The organism is Streptomyces sp. NPDC048295, assembly GCF_040652135.1.
Classification (GTDB): domain Bacteria; phylum Actinomycetota; class Actinomycetes; order Streptomycetales; family Streptomycetaceae; genus Streptomyces.
In genome coordinates this window covers 138,753-158,263 of record NZ_JBEZLL010000004.1, presented here as the reverse complement: position 1 = coordinate 158,263, position 19,511 = coordinate 138,753, and the positions used below count along the sequence as shown (strand labels likewise).

The 19,511-nt window shown below is 69.6% G+C and carries 20 protein-coding genes and 1 pseudogene; 11 read left to right on the top strand and 10 right to left on the bottom strand.

The genetic code is table 11. The annotated features are described in order from the left end of the window. Positions 1-37 precede the first annotated feature (37 nt). Positions 38-517, top strand: coding sequence for an NUDIX hydrolase (locus AB0D53_RS07350; protein ID WP_329820042.1), 480 nt, complete (start codon positions 38-40; stop codon positions 515-517). A gap of 157 nt (positions 518-674) precedes the next feature. On the opposite strand, the gene AB0D53_RS07345 is transcribed toward AB0D53_RS07350, so the two are convergent. Beyond that, positions 675-1,856 (bottom strand): globin domain-containing protein, encoded by a 1,182-nt coding sequence (locus tag AB0D53_RS07345; RefSeq protein WP_362441410.1) that lies wholly within the window; start codon positions 1,854-1,856, stop codon positions 675-677. A 323-nt stretch (positions 1,857-2,179) separates the two neighbouring features. On the opposite strand from AB0D53_RS07345, the gene AB0D53_RS07340 reads away from it, so the two are divergent. Beyond that, positions 2,180-2,707: a DUF2269 domain-containing protein gene (locus AB0D53_RS07340; protein ID WP_362441407.1), complete on the top strand. Its 528-nt coding sequence runs from the start codon at positions 2,180-2,182 to the stop codon at positions 2,705-2,707. Between the two features lie 5 nt (positions 2,708-2,712). Next, on the top strand, positions 2,713-3,579 hold the full coding sequence (locus AB0D53_RS07335) for a GNAT family N-acetyltransferase (RefSeq protein ID WP_362441404.1): 867 nt from the start codon (positions 2,713-2,715) through the stop codon (positions 3,577-3,579). A 31-nt stretch (positions 3,580-3,610) separates the two neighbouring features. On the opposite strand, the gene AB0D53_RS07330 is transcribed toward AB0D53_RS07335, so the two are convergent. Continuing rightward, a complete protein-coding gene (locus tag AB0D53_RS07330) occupies positions 3,611-4,036 on the bottom strand; it encodes a heme-binding protein (protein ID WP_362441401.1) in 426 nt (141 codons plus the stop codon). Between the two features lie 94 nt (positions 4,037-4,130). After that, positions 4,131-5,342, bottom strand: a complete 1,212-nt coding sequence (locus tag AB0D53_RS07325) for an MFS transporter (RefSeq protein ID WP_362441398.1) — start codon at positions 5,340-5,342, stop codon at positions 4,131-4,133. A gap of 141 nt (positions 5,343-5,483) precedes the next feature. On the opposite strand from AB0D53_RS07325, the gene AB0D53_RS07320 reads away from it, so the two are divergent. The 3 genes from AB0D53_RS07320 to AB0D53_RS07310 all read left to right on the top strand — a co-directional run bounded on the left by AB0D53_RS07320 (position 5,484) and on the right by AB0D53_RS07310 (position 7,678). Next, positions 5,484-5,951, top strand: coding sequence for a MarR family transcriptional regulator (locus AB0D53_RS07320; protein WP_362441393.1), 468 nt, complete (start codon positions 5,484-5,486; stop codon positions 5,949-5,951). Positions 5,952-6,030: 79 nt separating this feature from the next. Further along, complete coding sequence (locus AB0D53_RS07315) at positions 6,031-6,483, top strand: GNAT family N-acetyltransferase (RefSeq protein ID WP_362441390.1); 453 nt, start codon at positions 6,031-6,033, stop codon at positions 6,481-6,483. Positions 6,484-6,514: 31 nt separating this feature from the next. Continuing rightward, on the top strand, positions 6,515-7,678 hold the full coding sequence (locus tag AB0D53_RS07310; RefSeq protein ID WP_362441387.1) for a winged helix DNA-binding domain-containing protein: 1,164 nt from the start codon (positions 6,515-6,517) through the stop codon (positions 7,676-7,678). Between the two features lie 39 nt (positions 7,679-7,717). Here the strand turns inward: AB0D53_RS07310 and AB0D53_RS07305 are convergent, their stop codons facing one another. Beyond that, positions 7,718-9,100 carry a serine hydrolase domain-containing protein gene (locus AB0D53_RS07305; protein ID WP_362441384.1) on the bottom strand — a complete coding sequence of 461 codons (1,383 nt, stop codon included), beginning with the start codon at positions 9,098-9,100 and terminating at the stop codon, positions 7,718-7,720. Positions 9,101-9,316: 216 nt separating this feature from the next. Between AB0D53_RS07305 and AB0D53_RS07300 the strand changes: the two are divergent. Continuing rightward, a pseudogene (locus tag AB0D53_RS07300) lies at positions 9,317-9,504 on the top strand (dienelactone hydrolase family protein); the annotation flags it as partial. A gap of 76 nt (positions 9,505-9,580) precedes the next feature. On the opposite strand, the gene dnaB reads toward AB0D53_RS07300, so the two are convergent. Continuing rightward, complete coding sequence (dnaB, locus tag AB0D53_RS07295) at positions 9,581-11,041, bottom strand: replicative DNA helicase (RefSeq protein ID WP_362441985.1); 1,461 nt, start codon at positions 11,039-11,041, stop codon at positions 9,581-9,583. 477 nt (positions 11,042-11,518) lie between these two features. On the opposite strand from dnaB, the gene AB0D53_RS07290 reads away from it, so the two are divergent. Further along, positions 11,519-12,856 carry an MATE family efflux transporter gene (locus AB0D53_RS07290; protein WP_362441381.1) on the top strand — a complete coding sequence of 446 codons (1,338 nt, stop codon included), beginning with the start codon at positions 11,519-11,521 and terminating at the stop codon, positions 12,854-12,856. Positions 12,857-13,032: 176 nt separating this feature from the next. Here the strand turns inward: AB0D53_RS07290 and rplI are convergent, their stop codons facing one another. The 4 genes from rplI to rpsF form a co-directional block, all read right to left on the bottom strand. Continuing rightward, entirely contained in the window at positions 13,033-13,479 is a 447-nt protein-coding gene (rplI, locus tag AB0D53_RS07285; RefSeq protein ID WP_072487612.1) for a 50S ribosomal protein L9, read from the bottom strand. Positions 13,480-13,497: 18 nt separating this feature from the next. Next, positions 13,498-13,734 carry a 30S ribosomal protein S18 gene (gene rpsR, locus AB0D53_RS07280; protein ID WP_003967857.1) on the bottom strand — a complete coding sequence of 79 codons (237 nt, stop codon included), beginning with the start codon at positions 13,732-13,734 and terminating at the stop codon, positions 13,498-13,500. 43 nt (positions 13,735-13,777) lie between these two features. After that, the gene (locus tag AB0D53_RS07275; protein ID WP_329820054.1) at positions 13,778-14,380 is read right to left on the bottom strand and encodes a single-stranded DNA-binding protein; all 603 of its coding nucleotides are present in this window, start codon (positions 14,378-14,380) and stop codon (positions 13,778-13,780) included. A gap of 74 nt (positions 14,381-14,454) precedes the next feature. Then, complete coding sequence (gene rpsF / locus AB0D53_RS07270) at positions 14,455-14,745, bottom strand: 30S ribosomal protein S6 (protein ID WP_072487610.1); 291 nt, start codon at positions 14,743-14,745, stop codon at positions 14,455-14,457. A gap of 278 nt (positions 14,746-15,023) precedes the next feature. On the opposite strand from rpsF, the gene AB0D53_RS07265 reads away from it, so the two are divergent. From AB0D53_RS07265 to AB0D53_RS07255, 3 genes are all read left to right on the top strand, one after another. Then, the gene (locus AB0D53_RS07265) at positions 15,024-15,338 is read left to right on the top strand and encodes a hypothetical protein (protein ID WP_362441376.1); all 315 of its coding nucleotides are present in this window, start codon (positions 15,024-15,026) and stop codon (positions 15,336-15,338) included. A 263-nt stretch (positions 15,339-15,601) separates the two neighbouring features. Beyond that, on the top strand, positions 15,602-16,720 hold the full coding sequence (locus tag AB0D53_RS07260) for a peptidoglycan bridge formation glycyltransferase FemA/FemB family protein (protein ID WP_362441373.1): 1,119 nt from the start codon (positions 15,602-15,604) through the stop codon (positions 16,718-16,720). Between the two features lie 117 nt (positions 16,721-16,837). Continuing rightward, complete coding sequence (locus AB0D53_RS07255; protein WP_093895066.1) at positions 16,838-17,869, top strand: alanine racemase; 1,032 nt, start codon at positions 16,838-16,840, stop codon at positions 17,867-17,869. A 39-nt stretch (positions 17,870-17,908) separates the two neighbouring features. Here AB0D53_RS07255 and AB0D53_RS07250 read toward each other — a convergent pair whose 3' ends face one another. After that, positions 17,909-19,408 carry a glycosyltransferase 87 family protein gene (locus tag AB0D53_RS07250; RefSeq protein WP_362441368.1) on the bottom strand — a complete coding sequence of 500 codons (1,500 nt, stop codon included), beginning with the start codon at positions 19,406-19,408 and terminating at the stop codon, positions 17,909-17,911. Between the last annotated feature and the right edge of the window lie 103 nt (positions 19,409-19,511).

Here is a 19,511-nt window from a genome sequence, read left to right as displayed (position 1 = left end):
GTGTTTCAGAACCGGTTCCGCGGGCCACGCTCTTGCCATGACCGAACGTCCTGTGGTCAAGCGCACCGCACGTGCCATCCTGCTCGACGGCGACGACCTGATCCTCATCAAGCGCACCAAGCCCGGGGTGGATCCCTACTGGCTCACGCCCGGTGGCGGGGTCGAGCCCGAGGACGCGACCGTGGTCGACGCCCTGCACCGCGAGGTGGACGAGGAACTCGGCGCCAAGATCACCGACGTGGTCCCCTGCTTCGTCGACACCGTGGAGCACATCGAGGGCGGCGGGGTGAAGGGCGTGAAGGTCCAGCACTTCTTCGTCTGCCGGCTGGAGTCGATGGACCCGGCCCGGCGGCACGGGCCCGAGATCGACGATCCCTGCGGGGAGTACGACATCGTGCGGGTGCCGTTCAGCCGGATGGGGATCGCCGCCGTCCACCTGGTGCCGCTGTCGCTGCGGCACTACCTGGACGGCAACATCGAGGGCGTACGCGCGATGCACGCGCCCGACCTGGGCTGACCGCAACCGCTCCGGGCGTGACGGCGGCCGTGGTCTGGTGGCCGGGTCGTGGTCAGGTGGCCGGGTCGTGGTCAGGTGGCCGGGTCGTGGTCAAGCAGGCGGGCGGGCGGGTCGTGGCCAGGCGGGCCGGTCGTGAGCGGGCGGGCCGGGGTCGTGGTCAGGCGGGGCCGGTCGCGATCAGGTCCTCGATGGAGTCGTGACGGATGCGCTCGGCGGGCATGCCGGTGTCCCTGAGCGCGTCCACGCCACTGCGGATCATGCCGGGCGGGCCCGAGAGGTAGGCGTCGTACTCGTGCCATGGGCCGCGCTGCCGCACCGCCTCGGGCAGCAGTCCCCTCATCAGGCCCCTTCCCGTTTCCGGACCGGTGGCGACCACCGGCCGCACCGCGAGCCAGGGAAAGGTTTTCTGGAGCCGCATCATCGTGTCGATGTCGTACAGGTCGTGATCGCTGCGTGCCCCGTAGAAGACCTCCACGGGACGCCGGTCGCCATGCTCCGCGACGTCCTCGACGAGCGCCTTGATGGGGGCGATGCCGGTGCCCCCGCCTAGGCAGAGCAGGCCGTTGTGGGTGGAGTGGTCGACCGTCATCGAGCCCGTGGGCGGGCCGAGGCGCAGGACGTCCCCGGGCCGGGCCCGGTGCACCAGGGCGTTGGAGACCCAGCCGGCCGGGACCGCCTTGACGTGGAAGGTGAGCAGGCCGTCGGGGCGGGGGGCCGAGGCGAAGGAATAGTGCCGCCAGATCCGTGGCCACCACGAGGTCTCCACGGCCGCGTACTGGCCCGCGAGGAAGGGATAGGCCTGGTCGGGGCGGAGTGTGAGCACCGCTATGTCACGGGTCCTGAGGTCGTGGGACACCACCTCCGCGTGCCACAGAGCAGGGGCTCGCTGCTCGTCCTCGGCGGCCGCGTCGATCATGATCTGCGATATCGCGGTGTAGGCGCGCACCCAGGCCGCTTCGGTCTCAGCGTCCCAGGTGGTGGTCGCGTAGCGGCTCAGAGCGCCCATGAGCGCCTCCCCCACCGCCGGATAGTGCATGGGCAGCGTGCCGTACTTGCGGTGTCCCCGGCCCAGTTCGCCAAGGTACTCGGCCAGCGCACCCGGATCGTCCAGCCGGTCGGCCGCGGTGAGGATCGCGCGGAGGAGCCGGTCGCGCTGGACATCCATCGCGACCGGGAACAGGTCACGCAGTTCGGGGTGGCGTATGAAGAGCAGCGCGTAGAAGTACGAGGTCGCCCGGTCCGCGACGGGAGAGATCTCGGTCAGGGTGCGATGGATCAGGACCGCGTCGGCAGATCTGTGCGTTCCGTCTTCGGTCCACCCGGTGGCCGGAGCATCCATACTGTGCCTCGCCTCGTACGTCTCGTGGTCGCCTTACGCACCGGAACGGCCCGCGGTTGCTTGTCCGCGGACGCGATCGGGTCCTGCTGACGGTCGCCGGTCGGCCACTGCCCGCGGTACCCGGGCCCAGCATGCCTTGCGGGGGACCCGGGCGGGCCGTGAACCCATGACAGCCACCCCTGAGCGCATCCGTACCCGCCGGGACGGCAACTCACCTGCCGGTCCAGGCGGCGGAGGAGAGCGTGCTGTACTCCGAGCCCAGTACGCGCGATTACTCCCGTCGTCGGACGCCCGATCGCCCCGCTCCCGGCACCGTGTTTCACGTGAAACCACTCAAACGCTCCGCCCGCCGCAGCCTCCTCGTGGCGCATGTCGCGGTATCCGTCGGCTGGCTGGGACTGACCGTCGGACTGCTGGCCCTCGCCATCACGGCCTTCTCCACCGCGGACCCCGCCACCGCACGGGCCGCGACCCGCGCCATGAAGGTCTTCGGGGACTGGCTGATCGTGCCGGTCGCCCTGTTCTCGCTGTTCAGCGGTCTCGTTCTGGCGCTCGGTACGCCATGGGGGCTGGCCAGGCACCGATGGGTCTGGACGAAGTTCTGGCTCACCCTGATCACCGTGGCGCTGTCCGTCTTCTCCCTGCGGCCCGGCATCGACGAGGCCGCAACGCGTGGCACCGTCGATGCCGACCTGGTGGTCGCGCCGTCAGTGGCAACGGCGGCCTACCTCTTCATCACCGCGATATCGGTACTGAAGCCCTGGGGACCGACCCGGCGCGGCCATCGGCTGCGCCGCTCGGCCGGAGCCGGTAAAGGGGTGGACGAGCGAACACCGCGTCGGACAGCCTGACCTCCATGCCCAGCTCACTGCCCCGCTCGTCAGCCGAATTGCCTCTCCGGCGCCTCACCCAGAATGACCTGGTCGCCTGCGCCGATCTCTGCGAAGACCGTGGCTGGCCACGCGATGAGCACCGGTGGGGCCTGCTCCTCGCCGCCGGAACCGGCTACGGCGTGGACGATCCCGAGGGCAAGGGGCTGATGGCCAGTTGTGTGGTGACCTCCTACGGCCCGCGGCTGGCCGCCATCGGCATGCTGCTCGTCGCGGAGCGATACGCGCGGCGGGGGGTCGCGCGGCAGCTGATGAACCGGGTGATCGCCGAGTGCGGTGACACACCGCTCAGCCTCTACGCGACAGCCGCGGGGCAACCGCTCTACGAGCAGCTCGGCTTCTCGGCCGTGGGCCGCTCCCAGCGGGTCACCGGCTTCCTCCGGCCCGCCGACGACGGATCCGCCGTGGCCGTCCGCCCGGCCACGGCGGAGGATCTGCACGCCATGGTCCGGCTGGACACGGATGTCTTCGGTGGCGACCGGACCCATGTCCTCGCCCGGCTGCCCGCGTACGCGGACCACATCCGGGTCGCCCAGGACGAGGGACAACTCATCGGGTACGCGGCGGCCTGGCCGAGCGACGGGGCCCATGTGGTCGGCCCGCTGATCGCGCGCGACACCGCCACGGCTCAGGCACTCGTCGCCTCTCTCGCGGAGGCGACCGACCGGCCCCTGCGCGCGGACATCGACGCGCGCCACACCGAACTGCTCGGCTGGTTCGAGGAGCGCGGTCTGCGGCCCGGCTCCGTGACCACAGTGATGACCCATGGGATCTCGGACCTGCCTGGCGACTGGACCCGTCGCTACGCCCCGCTGACCGTGGCGACGGGCTGACCGCGGAGACCTGCGCGGCCCGAGGAGTGCGTCAGACGAGCTCCTTCACGGCGGACGACGCAAAGGCGTGATCCTGGTCGGGGGCGCCTCCGCCGACACCGATGGCGCCGATGAGCCGGCCGTCGCGGTGGACGGGAACGCCTCCGGCGATGAAGAGCAACGGCCGGTCGAGGGCCGTGGGCAGTGTGTGGAAGAGCCCGCCGGGCCGGACCGCGTCGACGAGGTCGGCCGTGGGAGCGTCGAGCTGGAGGGCCGTGTACGCCTTGCGGGTGCTGGTCTCGCCGGCGATGAGGACGGCCCGGTCGTCCCGGCGGAACGCCAGCAGGTGGCCGCCCGCGTCGAGGACGGTGACGGCAACCGCGATGCCTGCGACCTCGGCGGCGGCACGGGCCGCGTCGACGAGCGATTCGGCGTCCGCGGTCGTCAGCGGGGCGACGGCGAAAGTGGTGGTGCTCATGAGGGCTCCTTGGTGCGATGCGGCGCGGTGAGGCGGCGCGCTCTGCGGGAAGGGACGTCGGCGTGGGAGGGAATGTCGGCGTGGGAGGGGGATCTCAGCGCCGGGACGCGGGGGCGAGGGCGGGCTCAGGGGTATGCCGGGCAACGATCCGGCCGGTCGTGACCGTGCGGCGTTCCAGCACACCGGAGACGACCGCGAGGGCCAGGGCGGAGGCCGCCAGAGCCGCGCCGATCCAGTTGGGAGCGGTGTAGCCGAGGCCCGCCGAGATGGCGAGGCCACCCAGCCACGCCGAGAGCGCGTTACCGAGGTTGAAGGCACCGATATTGGCCGCGGAGGCGAGGGTCGGGGCTTCGGCCGCCTGGTCGAGCACCCGCTTCTGCAGCGGCGGCACGGTCGCGAACCCCAGGCCGCCGATGAGAGCGATGGTGACGGCCGCGGTGATCTTGTTGTGAGCGGTCAGGGTGAACAGGGCGAGGACCACGGCGAGGGCGCCCAGCGACACGTACAGCAGGGGCATCAGACGGCGGTCGGCGAACCTGCCGCCGATCAGATTGCCACCCACCATGCCCAGTCCGAGGAGGACCAGCAGCCAGGTGACGGACGACGCGGAGTATCCGGCGATCCCGGTCATCATCGGAGTGATGTAGGTGATCGCGGCGAAGACTCCGCCGAAGCCCAGGACGGTCATCGCCATGGCGAGCAGCACCTGCACATTGCGGAACGCGGCCAGCTCGTCGCGGAGCCGTACGCCCTCGTGCCGTGACTGTTCGGGGACGAGCCTGGCGACGCCGAGAAGGCCGATGACCCCGATCGCGGCGACGGCGAAGAACGTGGTCCGCCAGCCCGCGCTCTGTCCGATGTAGGTGCCCAGCGGTACACCGACGAGATTGGCCACGGTGAGGCCGGTGAACATCATGGCGATCGCCCCGGCCTTCTTCCGGGGAGCCACCAGGTCGGCCGCGACGACCGTTCCGATGCCGAAGAAGGCGCCATGGGCGAGTGAGGCGATCACCCGGCCGACGACCATGACGCCGAAGACCGGGGCAACCGCGGAGATCACATTGCCCACGACGAACAGGCCCATGAGCAGCATCAGCATGCGCTTGCGGGTGACCCGGGTGCCGAGGGCCGTCATCAGCGGGGCGCCGAGGACGACGCCGAGCGCGTACCCCGTGACGAGGAACCCCGCGGTCGGGATCGAGACCTGGAAGTCCGCGGCAACCTCGGGGAGCAACCCCATGATCACGAACTCGGTGGTCCCGATACCGAAAGCCCCGATGGCGAGGGCCAGGAGCGCGAGCGGCATGAATTTCACCTTCCCTGAAGATTGCGCCTGCACCTTATGAGCGTCCACAATAATTGCAGACGCCGATTAATTGCAAGCGCGGGCTATTGCGGTAGTCGCCTATCCTGGGGGCAAGCGGCTCCTACACGGAGGAGAGACCCCATGACAGCGACAGACCCCGCACTGACCGCCCTCTCCCAGGGCTGGTGCGCTCTCTCCTTGCTCCACGGAAAGATCGAGGCCCGCATCGAGCGGGCGCTGCAGTCCGGGCACGGGCTCAGCGTGCGGGAGTTCTCCCTGCTCGGCGTCCTGAGCAGGCAGCACAACGGCCCTGGTGGACATCTCCAGATGAAGCAGGTCGCGGATGCGGTCGTGCTCAGCCAGAGCGCCACCACCCGCCTGGTCACCCGCCTGGAGGACCGCGGGCTGCTGACGCGGTACCTCTGCGACACCGATCGCCGTGGCATCTACACCGATGTCACCGAGGCCGGCCTCGCCCTGCTGGCCGAGGCCCGGCCGACCAATGACAGCGCGCTGCGCGCCGCGTTGGACGAGGCCGCGAAGTCCCCCGAACTGGCCCCGCTGGTCAGGGCGGTCGAGGAGCTGAAGGCCCCCGTGCAGGTCGCCTGAGTCACCGCGTGGTCGCGAGCGGCCCGCGGGACAGGACTAGATCCCGCGCCGCCCGGACGATCTGCGTACCCTGCCGACCATGAGCGATCTGGAAATACGGCCGGCCGCCCTCGCCGACATCCCCGCGATCGTGGCCATGCTCGCCGACGATCCGCTGGGCGCACAGCGTGAGTCACCGGACGACCTGGCCCCGTACCACGCCGCCTTCCGGCGGTTGGTGGACGACCCGAACCAGCACCTGGTCGTCGCCGTGCGCGAGGGCCGCGTCGTCGGAACCCTGCAGCTGACCGTGATTCCCGGACTTTCCCGGCGCGGCTCGACCCGCTCGGTCATCGAGGGCGTACGCATCCATGCCGACGAACGCGGAAGCGGCCTCGGCACCCTGCTGATCGAGTGGGCTGTGGACGAATCCCGGCGCCAGGACTGCCAGTTGGTCCAGCTGACGTCCGATGCGACCCGGACCGATGCCCATCGCTTCTACGAGCGACTCGGCTTCACCGCCAGCCATGTGGGTTTCAAGCTCGCACTCTGATCACACTCCGGAGCCCGGAAGGGGGTCGTCCATGCACCGCATCAGTGACGAGCAACGCAGGATCAGGCTCGGCCGGCGCCATCTCCTGGCCCCGTCCCTGCGAACCGCTTCCCCGGTCTCCGTGGCCGATGCGGTCGTGGCGCTGCACGCGACCGATGCCGCCACCGTCTTCCTCTCCACCTGTGCCCGCCTGTCCGAGGCGGGCGTCGCCCCGGTGGAACAGGCCCTCTACGGGGACGTCTCGCTGGTCCGGCAGCTCTCCATGCGGAACACCCTGTTCGTCGTCTCGCGGGAACTCGCCCCCTTCGTCGACGCTTCGAACGCCCGGGCCGTAGCCGCCAAGGAACGCCGGACCTTCCTCAAGCACCTCACGGACGACGGGAACGGCCTGGACGAGCGCTGGCTCGCCGGTGCCGAACAGCAGACCCTGGCCGCTCTCGCCGACCGCGGTACCGCAACCGGCACCGAACTCTCCGCCGCCGTGGCCGCTCTGCGTACGAAGATCACCGTCTTCCCCGGCAAGAAGGCCGAGGGCGTGCAGGGCGTAGCCTCCCGTGTCATCCGGATCCTGGCGGCCGAAGGCCTCATCCGCCGGGACCGGCCACGCGGTTCCTGGACCTCCAGCCAGTTCCGCTGGACGTCCTCCGATCCCTGGCCGTCCGAGGACCCCGCACGGGCACGGGCCGAGCTGGCCCGGCGATGGCTCCGCTCCTACGGCCCGGCGACCGAGACCGATCTCAAGTGGTGGACGGGCTGGGGGCTGGGACCGACCCGCAAGGCACTGGCAGCCGTCGAGGCCGAGGAGGTCCGGCTGGACGACGGAGCCGTGGGGTGGGTGCTGCCGGAGGACATGGAGCCGGAACCGGCCCCGGAGCCCTGGGCCGCACTGCTTCCGGCTCTCGACCCCAGCGCCATGGGATGGTCCGATCGCGGATTCCATCTGCCGGGCGGGCACCGGGAGGCTCTCTTCGACCGGTCCGGCAACATCGGTCCGACCGTGTGGTGGAACGGGCGGATCGTGGGTGGCTGGGCCCAGCGGGCCGACGGCGAGCCGGTCTGGCGGCTGCTGTCCGACGTCGGCCGGGACGCCTCCGCCGCGATCGAAGCGGAAGCGTCCCGGTTCTCGCGATGGGTGGGTCAGGCACGGGTCACTCCGCGCTTCCGCACCCCGCTGGAACGGGAGCTGACGGCCTGAACCGGCCCGCCCCCTCCCGTTTCACGTGAAACGGGAGGATCAGGCTCCCAGGCCCCGCCATCCACCCTCGTCCACCCCGCCGGGAACGGCCGCAGCCGGGTCGTACGGCTCCCGTGTGAAGACGAACGAACCCAGATCGAGATGGTTCACGCTGCCGTCGCTGTTCCGGATCACGCGCAGCGTCTCCCCCGCGTAGTAGCCGTCGAGACCGGTCCAGGTGCCATCGGGCTGTGCGGTGAACCGGGCGCCGCGGCCGGCGCCCTGCAGGGGCGCCAGCTCCAGCCCGCCGCCCGAGGTCATCCGCAGGACATTCGGGCGCGTGCCCCAGTACCAGAGGCCGGTCAGCGCGAGAAGCCCGGCATCCACCTCCGGCAGCGGGCGCCAGGGCTCGGGGATGCGGGGCTCGGCCTCGGCCACGATGCTCACGAGGTCGGCGGCAAGCCCACCGATCAGCAGACCCGATGTCGTGTTGGTCAGCGCGACGGCCACCACGTCGTCCTCGACGTCGATCCACAGGGCGGCCAGGAATCCGGGCAGCGATCCCGTATGTCCGACGAGTGTGCGTCCGCCGATGTGCACCACCTGGAGGCCCAGACCGTAGACGAAGTGCCAGTCGCCGTGCTCTGCGGGTGCGGACGGCTCACGCATCTGCTCCACGGAGGCGGCGCAGAGAACCCGGTCGTCCCCCTCGGTCAGGAGGGTCGCAAAGCGCAGTAGATCGTCGTTGGTGGACCAGAGCTGGCCGGCCGGGGCCATCAGCCCGAGATCCTCGGCCGGTTCGGGCAGCATGACATCGGCCCAGGGATGCACGGCCCAGCCGCCCGCGTGCGGCGCCTGCGGGTGGAGGCTGGTGCGGTTCATGCCGAGCGGTTCGAGGATCTCGTGTCGCAGCACCTCCGCCCAGCTCGCCCCGCGCACCTTCTCGACCAGGGCGCCCAGCAGCGTGTAGCCGGGGTTCGAGTAGTGGTGCCGTTGCCCCGGACTGTGCATCCGCGTCTGCTCACCGAGCACATCGGCCAGCTCTGGCCGGAGCGTGCCCGGGGTCCGCTCCCACCAGGGCCCGGGCGCCTCGGCGCCGAGTCCCGCGCTGTGTCCCAGCAGTTGGTGGATCGTCACATCACCGACATCGGTGCCGGGCAGATGCTTCTCCAGCGGATCGTCCAGGTCGAGCAGGCCCTCGTCACGCAGGCGCAGGACCAGCACCGCGGTGAAGGTCTTGGTGAGGGACCCGATCCTGAACTGTGTGTCGTTGTCGGGAGCATGGCCGTCCACGCAACTGCGGGATCCGCTCCAGACGGTCCGCCCCTGCCGCTGCACCGCGGCGACGAGCGAGGGCGCGCGGCCTTCCGACTGCGCGGTGGCGATGCGGTGCAGCAGAGCACGCTGCGTCCCTGGAAGCAACTGTTCGGATGAGTAGGTCATGCTCACACAACTACCCGCAGAACCAGGCGGTGGCGACTCCATTTCACCGCCCGCGGGCCCACACCCACCCTCTGTTCTGCCGACGGTGAGGACCGGCCCGACCGGGACCGGCCGCCGCTACGGTCCGGTCTCATGACGACGATCACCACACACTCGGTCGCATACCGGCCGACGGCCTGACGATGACCGGGCACCTCCCGCTCCCCGCCGGTACCGGCCGCCGGGATGCAGGCCGCGGGCGTCGACCGGCGCCTGGTGGTCTACGGCGGGGCCCGGCACGCGTTTCACCACCCGTCGGTCGACCAGACCGTGCTTCCCGGCGTCGCCCACCTTCCTCAGCACGCACGGCGGGCCTGGCACGACGTCGGGATCTGCTCGCCGAGTGGCTGCCCGTGGCGGAGTGAGCCGGAGCGTCAGGACCGCCGTCGCCGTGACACGGCAGCGGAGAAGGCGACACGGAGCCCGAGGACCTGCAAGCCGTCAGGTCTGCGCCATGTCGACGAAGCGCGAGTAGTGGCCCTGGAAGGCCACCGTGATCGTCGCCGTCGGGCCGTTACGGTGCTTGGCCACGATCAGGTCGGCCTCACCGGCGCGGGGGGACTCCTTCTCGTACGCGTCCTCGCGGTGCAGCAGGATCACCATGTCGGCGTCCTGCTCGATGGATCCCGATTCACGCAGGTCGGAGACCATCGGCTTCTTGTCCGTGCGCTGTTCGGGGCCACGGTTCAGCTGGGAGAGCGCGATCACCGGGAGCTGCAGCTCCTTCGCCAGCAGCTTGAGGTTTCGGGACATGTCCGAGACTTCCTGCTGGCGGCTCTCGGCACGCTTCGAGCCGCCGGACTGCATCAGCTGGAGGTAGTCGATGACCACGAGTTTGAGGTCGTTGCGCTGCTTGAGACGGCGGCACTTCGCCCGGATCTCCATCATGGAGAGGTTCGGGGAGTCGTCGATGTAGAGCGGGGCGGCCGAGACATCCGGCATCCGGCGGGCCAGCCGCGTCCAGTCCTCGTCGGTCATGGTGCCGGAGCGCATGTGGTGCAGCGCCACCCGCGCCTCGGCGGAGAGCAGACGCATCGCGATCTCGTTGCGCCCCATTTCGAGGGAGAAGATCACACTGGGCAGGTTGCTCTTGATCGAACAGGCCCGGGCGAAGTCGAGAGCCAGCGTGGACTTACCCATGGCGGGGCGGGCCGCGATGACGACCATCTGGCCCGGGTGCAGGCCGTTCGTCAGAGCGTCGAGGTCGGTGAAGCCGGTCGGCACCCCGGTCATCTCGCCGCTGCGCGAGCCGATCGCCTCGATCTCGTCGAGCGCGCCCTCCATGATGTCGCCGAGCGGCAGGTAGTCCTCGCTGGTGCGCTGCTCGGTGACGGCGTAGATCTCGGCCTGCGCGGAGTTCACGATGTCGTCGACATCGCCGTCGGCCGCGTATCCCATCTGCGTGATCTTCGTGCCGGCTTCGACGAGCCGCCTCAGGACCGCCCGCTCGTGGACGATCTCCGCGTAGTACGAAGCGTTGGCCGCGGTCGGTACGGACTGGACGAGGGTGTGCAGATACGGTGCCCCGCCCACCTTGGTGATCTCGCCGCGCTTGACCAGCTCGGCCGCCACCGTGATCGGGTCGGCCGGCTCGCCCTTGGCGTAGAGGTCGAGGATCGCCTGGTAGACGGTCTCGTGCGCGGGACGGTAGAAGTCGTGGCCCTTGATGATCTCCACGACATCGGCGATGGCGTCCTTGGACAGGAGCATGCCGCCGAGTACCGACTGCTCGGCATCGAGGTCCTGGGGCGGCACCCGTTCGAAACCGGGGGAGCCGCCGTCCCATCCGCCGCCCTCCCTGCCGCGCTCGTGCTGCTCGCCGCGGTCCCGGCCTTCACCCCGACGCTGCCGGGAGACGGGCAGACGGTCACTGGGACCGGTATCGGCCCAGGGGTCGTCCAAAGGCTCGGGAATGCTCACCGGGCCACCTCCTCCCGTCCGCTCCGCGGACCTCGCCATGCCACTCTTTCTTACGGCACAGCACCGACAAACAAGACGCCCGACTCCGGTTCCGGCACGTCGAGTTCCGCGTGGTTCCGAGACGGGAACGGGGTGCGGGTGCCGGTCCACGGTAGGCCGCTCGGCACCGTCAGCCAATCTGGTTATCCACAGGGCATGTGGACGACCGACCAGATGCTGTGGAGAACTCCACAGAACCTGTGCACGGAACGGGGGACAGCACTGTGGACAAACTCATAGCGACTGGACCATCACTGCGCTGACCTGGCCTTTCCCCATCCACGGGCTGTGGGGGAGAAAAACTTTCCACCTCAGTTCAAGATCACGACAAACGACACACAGGAGAACGCCGGACCTTCGCAAATGTAAGGACTACTAAGCCATTGCATCCATTACCTGTGGAAGATTAGATTGACCCCCATGATCCAGGCCCCGGCACCACCGCCGCCCAGTCGCCGACGGCACGACCGCGAGATCATCTCGCTCGCCGTCCCTGCCTTCGGCGCACTCGTCGCCGAGCCGCTCTTCGTGATGGTCGACAGCGCCATCGTCGGCCATCTCGGCACCCCGCAACTGGCCGGCCTGGCCGTCGCAGCCGCCCTGCTGACCACCGCCGTCAGCATCTTCGTCTTCCTCGCGTACGCCACCACCGCGGCGGTGGCACGACGGGTCGGGGCGGGCGATCTGGCCTCCGCGATCCGGCAGGGCATGGACGGCATCTGGCTGGCGCTCCTGCTGGGCGTCGTCGTCATCGCCCTCGCTCTCCCCACGGCCCCCTGGCTGGTGGACGTCTTCGGAGCTTCCGACACGGCGGCCCCCTACGCGACCACGTATCTGAGGATCTCCAGCCTCGGCATCCCGGCCATGCTCGTGGTGATGGCCGCGACCGGTGTCCTCCGCGGCCTGCAGGACACCAGGACTCCGCTGTACGTCGCCGTCGGAGGCTTCGCGGCCAACGGAGCCCTCAACGCGGGACTGGTCTACGGCGCCGGTCTCGGTATCGCCGGATCGGCCTGGGGCACCGTGATCGCACAGGTCGCGATGGCCGCCGTCTATCTGATCGTGGTGGTACGGGGAGCGCGACGGCACGGCGCCTCACTGCGCCCCGACGCCGCGGGCATCAGGGCCAGCGCCCAGGCAGGCGTTCCCCTCCTGGTCCGTACCCTGTCGCTGCGCGCCGTCCTGCTGATCGCCACGGCCGTCGCCGCCCGCCTCGGCGACACCGAGATCGCCGCGCACCAGATCATCCTGTCGCTCTGGAGCCTGATGGCCTTCGCCCTCGATGCCATCGCCATCGCCGGCCAGGCGATCATCGGCCGCTACCTGGGAGCCGATGACGCCGGGGGCGCACGCGAGGCATGCCGCCGCATGGTGCAGTGGGGCATCGTTTCCGGGGTGGTGTTCGGGGCATTGATCGTCCTCGCCCGACCGCTGTTCGTGCCCTTGTTCACCGGCGACCGGTCCGTACAGGACGCCCTTGTCCCGGCGCTGCTGGTAGTCGCACTGTCCCAGCCGATCGCCGGCGTGGTCTTCGTCCTGGACGGAGTGCTGATGGGTGCCGGTGACGGCCCGTACCTGGCCTGGGCCATGCTCGTCACGCTCGCCGTCTTCGCCCCGGTCGCGCTGCTGGTGCCGGTGATCGGTGGTGGCCTGACGGCGCTGTGGTGGGCGATGACCCTGATGATGGCCGTCCGCCTGGTGACGCTCTGGCTGCGCACCCGCTCCGGTAAATGGATCGTCACCGGGGCCACGCGCTGAGCCACCGGCCGTTGCCGCGTTTCACGTGAAACCGGGCAACGGGGGACACGGCAGAAGGGGCAACAGAAGCGGCAACAGAAGGGCCACGAAACCCGGCCGGAACCGCACGGCCGGAAACGACGAAGGGCCGCACCCCGTGGGGTGCGGCCCTTCAGCTGCTCAGGTGAGCTGTGCCCTTAGGCAGCAACGACCTCGATGCCGAGGTTCGCAGCGACCTCGGGGTGCAGACGCACGGACACCTGGTGCCCGCCGAGCGTCTTGATCGGCGAGCCCAGCTCGACGCGACGCTTGTCGACGTCGGGGCCACCGGCGGCCTTGATCGCCGAGGCGATGTCGGCCGGGGTCACGGAGCCGAAGAGACGGCCGGCGTCGCCGGAGCGAACGGCCAGACGGACCTTCACGGCCTCGAGCTTGGTCTTGATCTCGTTGGCCTGCTCGATCGTGGCGATCTCGTGGATCTTGCGGGCGCGGCGGATCTGCGCCACGTCCTTCTCGCCACCCTTGGTCCAGCGGATGGCAAAGCCACGCGGAACCAGGTAGTTACGGGCGTACCCGTCCTTGACGTCGACGACGTCGCCCGCAGCACCGAGGCCGGAGACCTCGTGGGTGAGGATGATCTTCATGATTCGGTCACCCTTCCCTTATCGCGCGGTGGACGTGTAGGGCAGCAGCGCCATCTCACGGCTGTTCTTGACTGCCGTGGCGACGTCACGCTGGTGCTGCGTGCAGTTGCCGGTCACGCGGCGGGCACGGATCTTGCCGCGGTCGGAAATGAACTTCCGCAGCATGTTCGTGTCCTTGTAGTCCACGTACTGGGTCTTGTCCTTGCAGAACGCGCAGACCTTCTTCTTAGGCTTGCGCACAGGCGGCTTCGCCATGGTGTTTCTCCTGTGTGATCAAGAAGTGGGGGTACGAGCTTCCCTAGAAGGGGGGCTCGTCCGAGTAGCCGCCGCCGGAACCGCCGGAGCTTCCGCCCCAGCCGCCTCCGCCGCCCTGCTGGCCCCCGCCCTGCTGACCGCCGGACGGCGCACTCGTGGCCCACGGGTCGTCGGCGGGAGCGCCGCCACCACCCTGCTGGCCACCACCGGGACCGCCGCCCCAGTTGCCGCCGCCCTGCTGGCCGCCGCCGTATCCACCCTGGCCGCCCTGGCCACCGCGACCGGTGGTCTTGGTGACCTTGGCCGTGGCGTTCTTCAGGCTGGGGCCGACTTCCTCGACATCCAGCTCGTAGACCGTGCGCTTGACGCCCTCGCGGTCTTCGTACGACCGCTGCTTCAGCCGGCCCTGCACGACGACGCGCATGCCTCGCTGGAGCGACTCGGCGACGTTCTCCGCCGCCTGCCGCCAGACCGAGCAGGTGAGGAACAGGCCTTCGCCGTCCTTCCACTCATTGGTCTGCCGGTCGAAGATGCGGGGAGTGGACGCGACACGGAACTTCGCGACCGCCGCACCGGACGGGGTGAAGCGCAGCTCGGGGTCGTCGACGAGATTGCCGACGACCGTGATGACGGTCTCGCCTGCCATGGATGAACCTCTCGGCGGGGATTGCTTCTGGCTGCTTGCTGCTACTCGAACCCGATGACCACTGAGCTAGATGCTCAGTGGGACTCGGGACGGAGGACCTTGGTCCGGAGGACCGACTCGTTCAGGTTCATCTGGCGGTCGAGCTCCTTGACGACCGCAGGCTCGGCCTGCAGGTCGATGACCGAGTAGATGCCCTCGGGCTTCTTCTTGATCTCGTAAGCGAGACGACGACGGCCCCAGGTGTCGACCTTCTCGACCTTTCCGTTGCCCTCACGGACGACGGAGAGGAAGTTCTCGATCAGCGGGGAGACAGCGCGCTCCTCGAGATCGGGGTCGAGGATGACCATCACCTCGTAGTGACGCATGTGGAACCCACCTCCTTTGGACTCAGCGGCCACGGTCGTTCCGTGGCAGGAGGGTCGTGATGCGTGAGCATCGGTGTCTCCGAGTAGAACAGCCGCCACTGACAACGCCCTCCATCAGAGGGGGGTCGACGTGCTGGTCCGGGCAGACACCGGTGCAGACCGTACAGAGTACCCGCACACCCGCTTCCGGTTGAAATCCGGTGCTCAGGAGACGCAATCTGGACACATCGGGTGTGACCGGCGCCACCGCGCGCCCCATCTCCGCCAGGAGGTACTCCATGGCACAGGCAATACGACCCCGTCCCCCCGTCTCCCTTCTCGCCACGGACGGCAAGCCCCATCCCCGCCAGGAGGTCCTGGTGGCGGTGACGCTGATCCTCGGTGTGCTCGCCTTCGTGACGGCGATGTTCCACAACCTGCATCTGATCAGCTCGTGGGCCGGACTCATCGGGATCCTCACGGGTGCGTACGGGCAGTACATCTCGGTGACCACGCGTGAACGGTTCCCGCTGATCATCGGCATGGGCGCAGCCGCCATCGGCTTCTTCCTGGGCATGGCCCACGGCGGCCTCTTCGGCGGCGTGGTGGGCTGACGCACGGCGGACGGCAGGTGATCCGCGTCCGGTACAGGACGGACGGAACGGCGCGAGGACCCGCACAGGGACCTCGCGCCGTTCCCCGTGCCGGTGACCTCGCGCCGTTGCCCCGTACAAGGCCCGGAAACCCGGGGCGCGGCGGTGGCCCGGCGGCAAGGTCCCATAGGGCCAGACGGCGTGCTGGTCGGTCACAGTAGGCTTCGGCGCGAGAGCCGGAGCCCCTGGACCGATGGGGACACACCTGCCGAGGAGCGCCCCGCATGAGCCTGACCCTGAGGACCATCAGCCGAGAGCAGCATCTGGCATACATCCAGAGTCTGCCTGCGGCGAGTCACATGCAGGTCCCGGCATGGGCTGATGTGAAGGCGGAGTGGCGCTCCGAGAGCCTCGGCTGGTTCGACAAGAGCGGACAGCTCGTCGGCGCCGGCCTGGTGCTCTACCGGCAGCTCCCGAAGATCAAGCGCTATCTCGCCTATCTGCCCGAGGGCCCGGTCATCAACTGGTTCGCCCCGAACCTGGACGACTGGCTGCGGCCGATGCTGGCGCACCTCAAGCAGCAGGGCGCCTTCTCCGTGAAGATGGGCCCGCCGGTCATCATCCGTCGCTGGGACGCGCCCGCCATCAAGTCGGGCATCCAGGACCCGGAAGTGAAGCGTCTGCGCGACATCGAGGCCACCCACATCGAGCCGCGCGCCTTCGAAGTGGCGGACCGGCTGCGGAAGATGGGGTGGCAGCAGGGCGAGGACGGCGGCGCCGGTTTCGGTGACGTGCAGCCGCGCTACGTCTACCAGGTGCCGCTGGCGAATCGTTCGCTCGAAGACGTCCACAAGGGCTTCAACCAGCTGTGGCGACGCAACATCAAGAAGGCCGAGAAGGCCGGCGTCGAGGTCGTCCAGGGCAGCTACGCCGAGCTCGACGAGTGGCAGCGGCTGTACGAGATCACGGCGGAGCGCGACCACTTCCGGCCGCGTCCGCTGGGCTACTTCCAGCGCATGTGGACGGCCCTCAACACCGAGGACCCCAACCGGATGCGGCTGTACTTCGCCCGGCACGAGGGCGAGAACGTCGCGGCCGCGACCATGCTGATCGTCGGCGGGCACGTCTGGTACTCGTACGGCGCGTCCGCCAACCACAAGCGCGAGGTCCGGCCCTCGAACGCGATGCAGTGGCGGATGCTGCGCGACGCGTACGCCATGGGGGCCACCGTCTACGACCTGCGCGGCATCTCCGACTCGCTGGACGAGACCGACCACCTCTTCGGTCTGATCCAGTTCAAGGTCGGCACCGGCGGGCAGGCGGCGGAGTACCTCGGCGAGTGGGACTTCCCGCTCAACAAGCTGCTGCACAAGGCGCTCGACATCTACATGTCGCGCCGCTGATTCGCGTCGTCCGATACGCGTCGTCCCGGTGACGAAACCGGCTTCATTGGTTTCAATGGGGACTTCGGCTCCACACATCTCCCACACAGCAGCCACCAGAAGGGTTCCGGACCGGCCATGGCGCTCTCCCTCTACGTCGACACCGCGCGCTGGCGGGCGCACCAGAAATCCGTCCTCGACCAGTTCCCGGGCCTCGTCCCGGTCTGCAAGGGCAACGGATACGGCTTCGGCCACGAACGGCTGGCCGACGAGGCCATCCGCTTCGGCTCCGACATGCTCGCCGTCGGAACCACCTACGAGGCGGCCCGCATCAAGGACTGGTTCAGCGGCGACCTCCTGGTCCTCACCCCGTTCCGCCGGGGCGAGGAGCCGGTGCCGCTGCCCGACCGGGTCATCCGGTCCGTGTCCTCCGTGGACGGCGTGCACGCCCTGGTGGGCGCCCGGGTCGTCATCGAGTGCATGAGCTCGATGAAGCGCCACGGCGTCAAGGAGGAGGAGCTCGGACAGCTGCACGCGGCCATCGAGGACGTACGGCTCGAAGGCTTCGCCCTGCACCTTCCGCTGGACCGCACGGACGGCTCGGACGCGGTCGAGGAGGTCATCGGCTGGATGGACCGGCTGCGCGCGGCCCGGCTGCCGCTGCACACGATGTTCGTCAGCCATCTGCGCGCCGAGGAGCTGGGCCGGCTCCAGCAGCAGTTCCCGCAGACGCGTTTCCGTGCCCGCATCGGGACCCGCCTGTGGCTCGGCGACCACGAGGCGACGGAGTACCGGGGCGCAGTCCTGGACGTCACGCGGGTGGTCAAGGGCGACCGCTTCGGCTACCGGCAGCAGAAGGCCGCCTCGGACGGCTGGCTGGTGGTCGTCGCCGGTGGTACGTCGCACGGAGTAGGCCTGGAGGCCCCGAAGGCCCTGCACGGTGTGATGCCGCGCGCCAAGGGGGTCGCCCGCGCGGGCCTGGCCACCGTCAACCGCAATCTGTCGCCGTTCGTCTGGGCGGGCAAGCAGCGCTGGTTCGCCGAGCCGCCGCACATGCAGGTGTCGATCCTGTTCGTCCCGTCGGACGCCCAGGAGCCGAAGGTCGGCGACGAGCTGGTGGCCCATCTGCGCCACACGACCACCCAGTTCGACCGCCTCGTCGACCGCTAGGACGGCGCCGGGTCCCTCCGTACGGGAGGAACCCGGCCCTCAGTCGGCGACCGGGCCGCGCCCGGCGCCCCACTCCACCCGCGGTCCTTCCACCGCGGCGTGGGCGTGGTGCGGCGCATGCGCCGCCCGCCCCAGCACGAACGCGTCCGGGGCCCCGTCGAGCACCCCGCCGGACGGATCGTCCGACCCGTCGCGCCGAACGACGTCCCGCTCCGGCATGAGGATGTCCCGTACGACCACGGCACAGAGGTACAGCGTGCCCAGCAGGTGCAGGGCGATCGCCAGCTGGTACCCCTCCGTGGGCAGCCCCTGGTGCTTGTCCCCGCTGGTCGTGTACGCGAGATACATCCAGATCCCCAGGAAGTACATGACCTCGCACGCCTGCCAGATCAGGAAGTCGCGCCAGCGCGGCCGGGCCAGGGCGGCCAGGGGGATCAGCCACAGCACGTACTGCGGCGAGTAGACCTTGTTGACGAGGATGAACGCCGCGACGACGAGAAAGGCCAGCTGGGCGAAGCGGGGCCGGCGCGGCGCCATCAGGGTGAGCGCGCCGATGCCCGCGCACAGCAGGACCGTCGTCAGGGTCGAGACGGTGTTGACGGTCGAGACCTCGATGCTCTCGCCGGTGCGCTGGGTGATGATCAGCCAGAAGGAGCCGAAGTCGATGCCCCGTTCCTCGCTGAACGTGTAGAACTTCTTCCAGCCCTCGGGGGCGAGCGCCATCACCGGCAGATTCACCACCAGCCAGGACACCACCGCCCCGAGCGTCGCCCTGCCGAACTCCCGCCATGCGCCCGCCCGCCAGCACAGGACGAACACCGGCCCCAGCAGGAACACGGGATAGAGCTTGGCGGCCGTGGCGAGCCCGATGAGGACGCCGAACGCCAGCGCCCTTCCCCGGGACCACATGAGCATCGCGGCGGCCGTCAGCGCGACGGCCAGCAGGTCCCAGTTGATCGTGGCGGTGAGCGCGAAGGCCGGCGCGAGGGCGACCAGCAGCCCGTCCCAGGGGCGGCGCCGGTGCGTGCGGGCGACACAGACGGCGATGACCACGGCGCAGATCATCAGCATGCCCGCGTTGACCATCCAGTACATCTGCTCGCGGTGCTGGATGGAGCCGCCCGGCGTCAGCCAGGCGGCGACCTGCATGAACACGCCCGTCAGAACGGGGTACTCCAGGTACTGCATGTCGCCGGCCAGCCGGTCGAAGTACGGCACGAGGCCGTCGGAGAATCCACGTGCGGCGAAGAGATGCGGAATGTCCGAGTAGCAGGCGTGCGTGTACTGCGAGCCCGCGCCCCTGAACCAGGCCCAGTTGTAGCAGGGCAGCTTCTGCACCATGCCCAGCGCGAACATCCCGAGGGCCACCAGCGCGACGACGCCCACGGGGGTGAGCGCCGTGCTGCCGAGCCGGGTCCAGCGCCCCGACCGGCCGCCGATCAGCTCGCTGCCGGCCGCGGCGACCTCGTCCTGGTGCGTGGGCCGCACGACGGACCGTTCCTGGTGCTCGTGCACGCTCGTGTCTTCTGCGCTTGGCATGCCGCTCATCCTGCCGTACGGGGCTGTGGAAACGACGAGGGCCGCCGCACCGTGCGGTGCGGCGGCCCTCATGACCGGGTCGGCCCGGCGGGCCGTGCGGGCG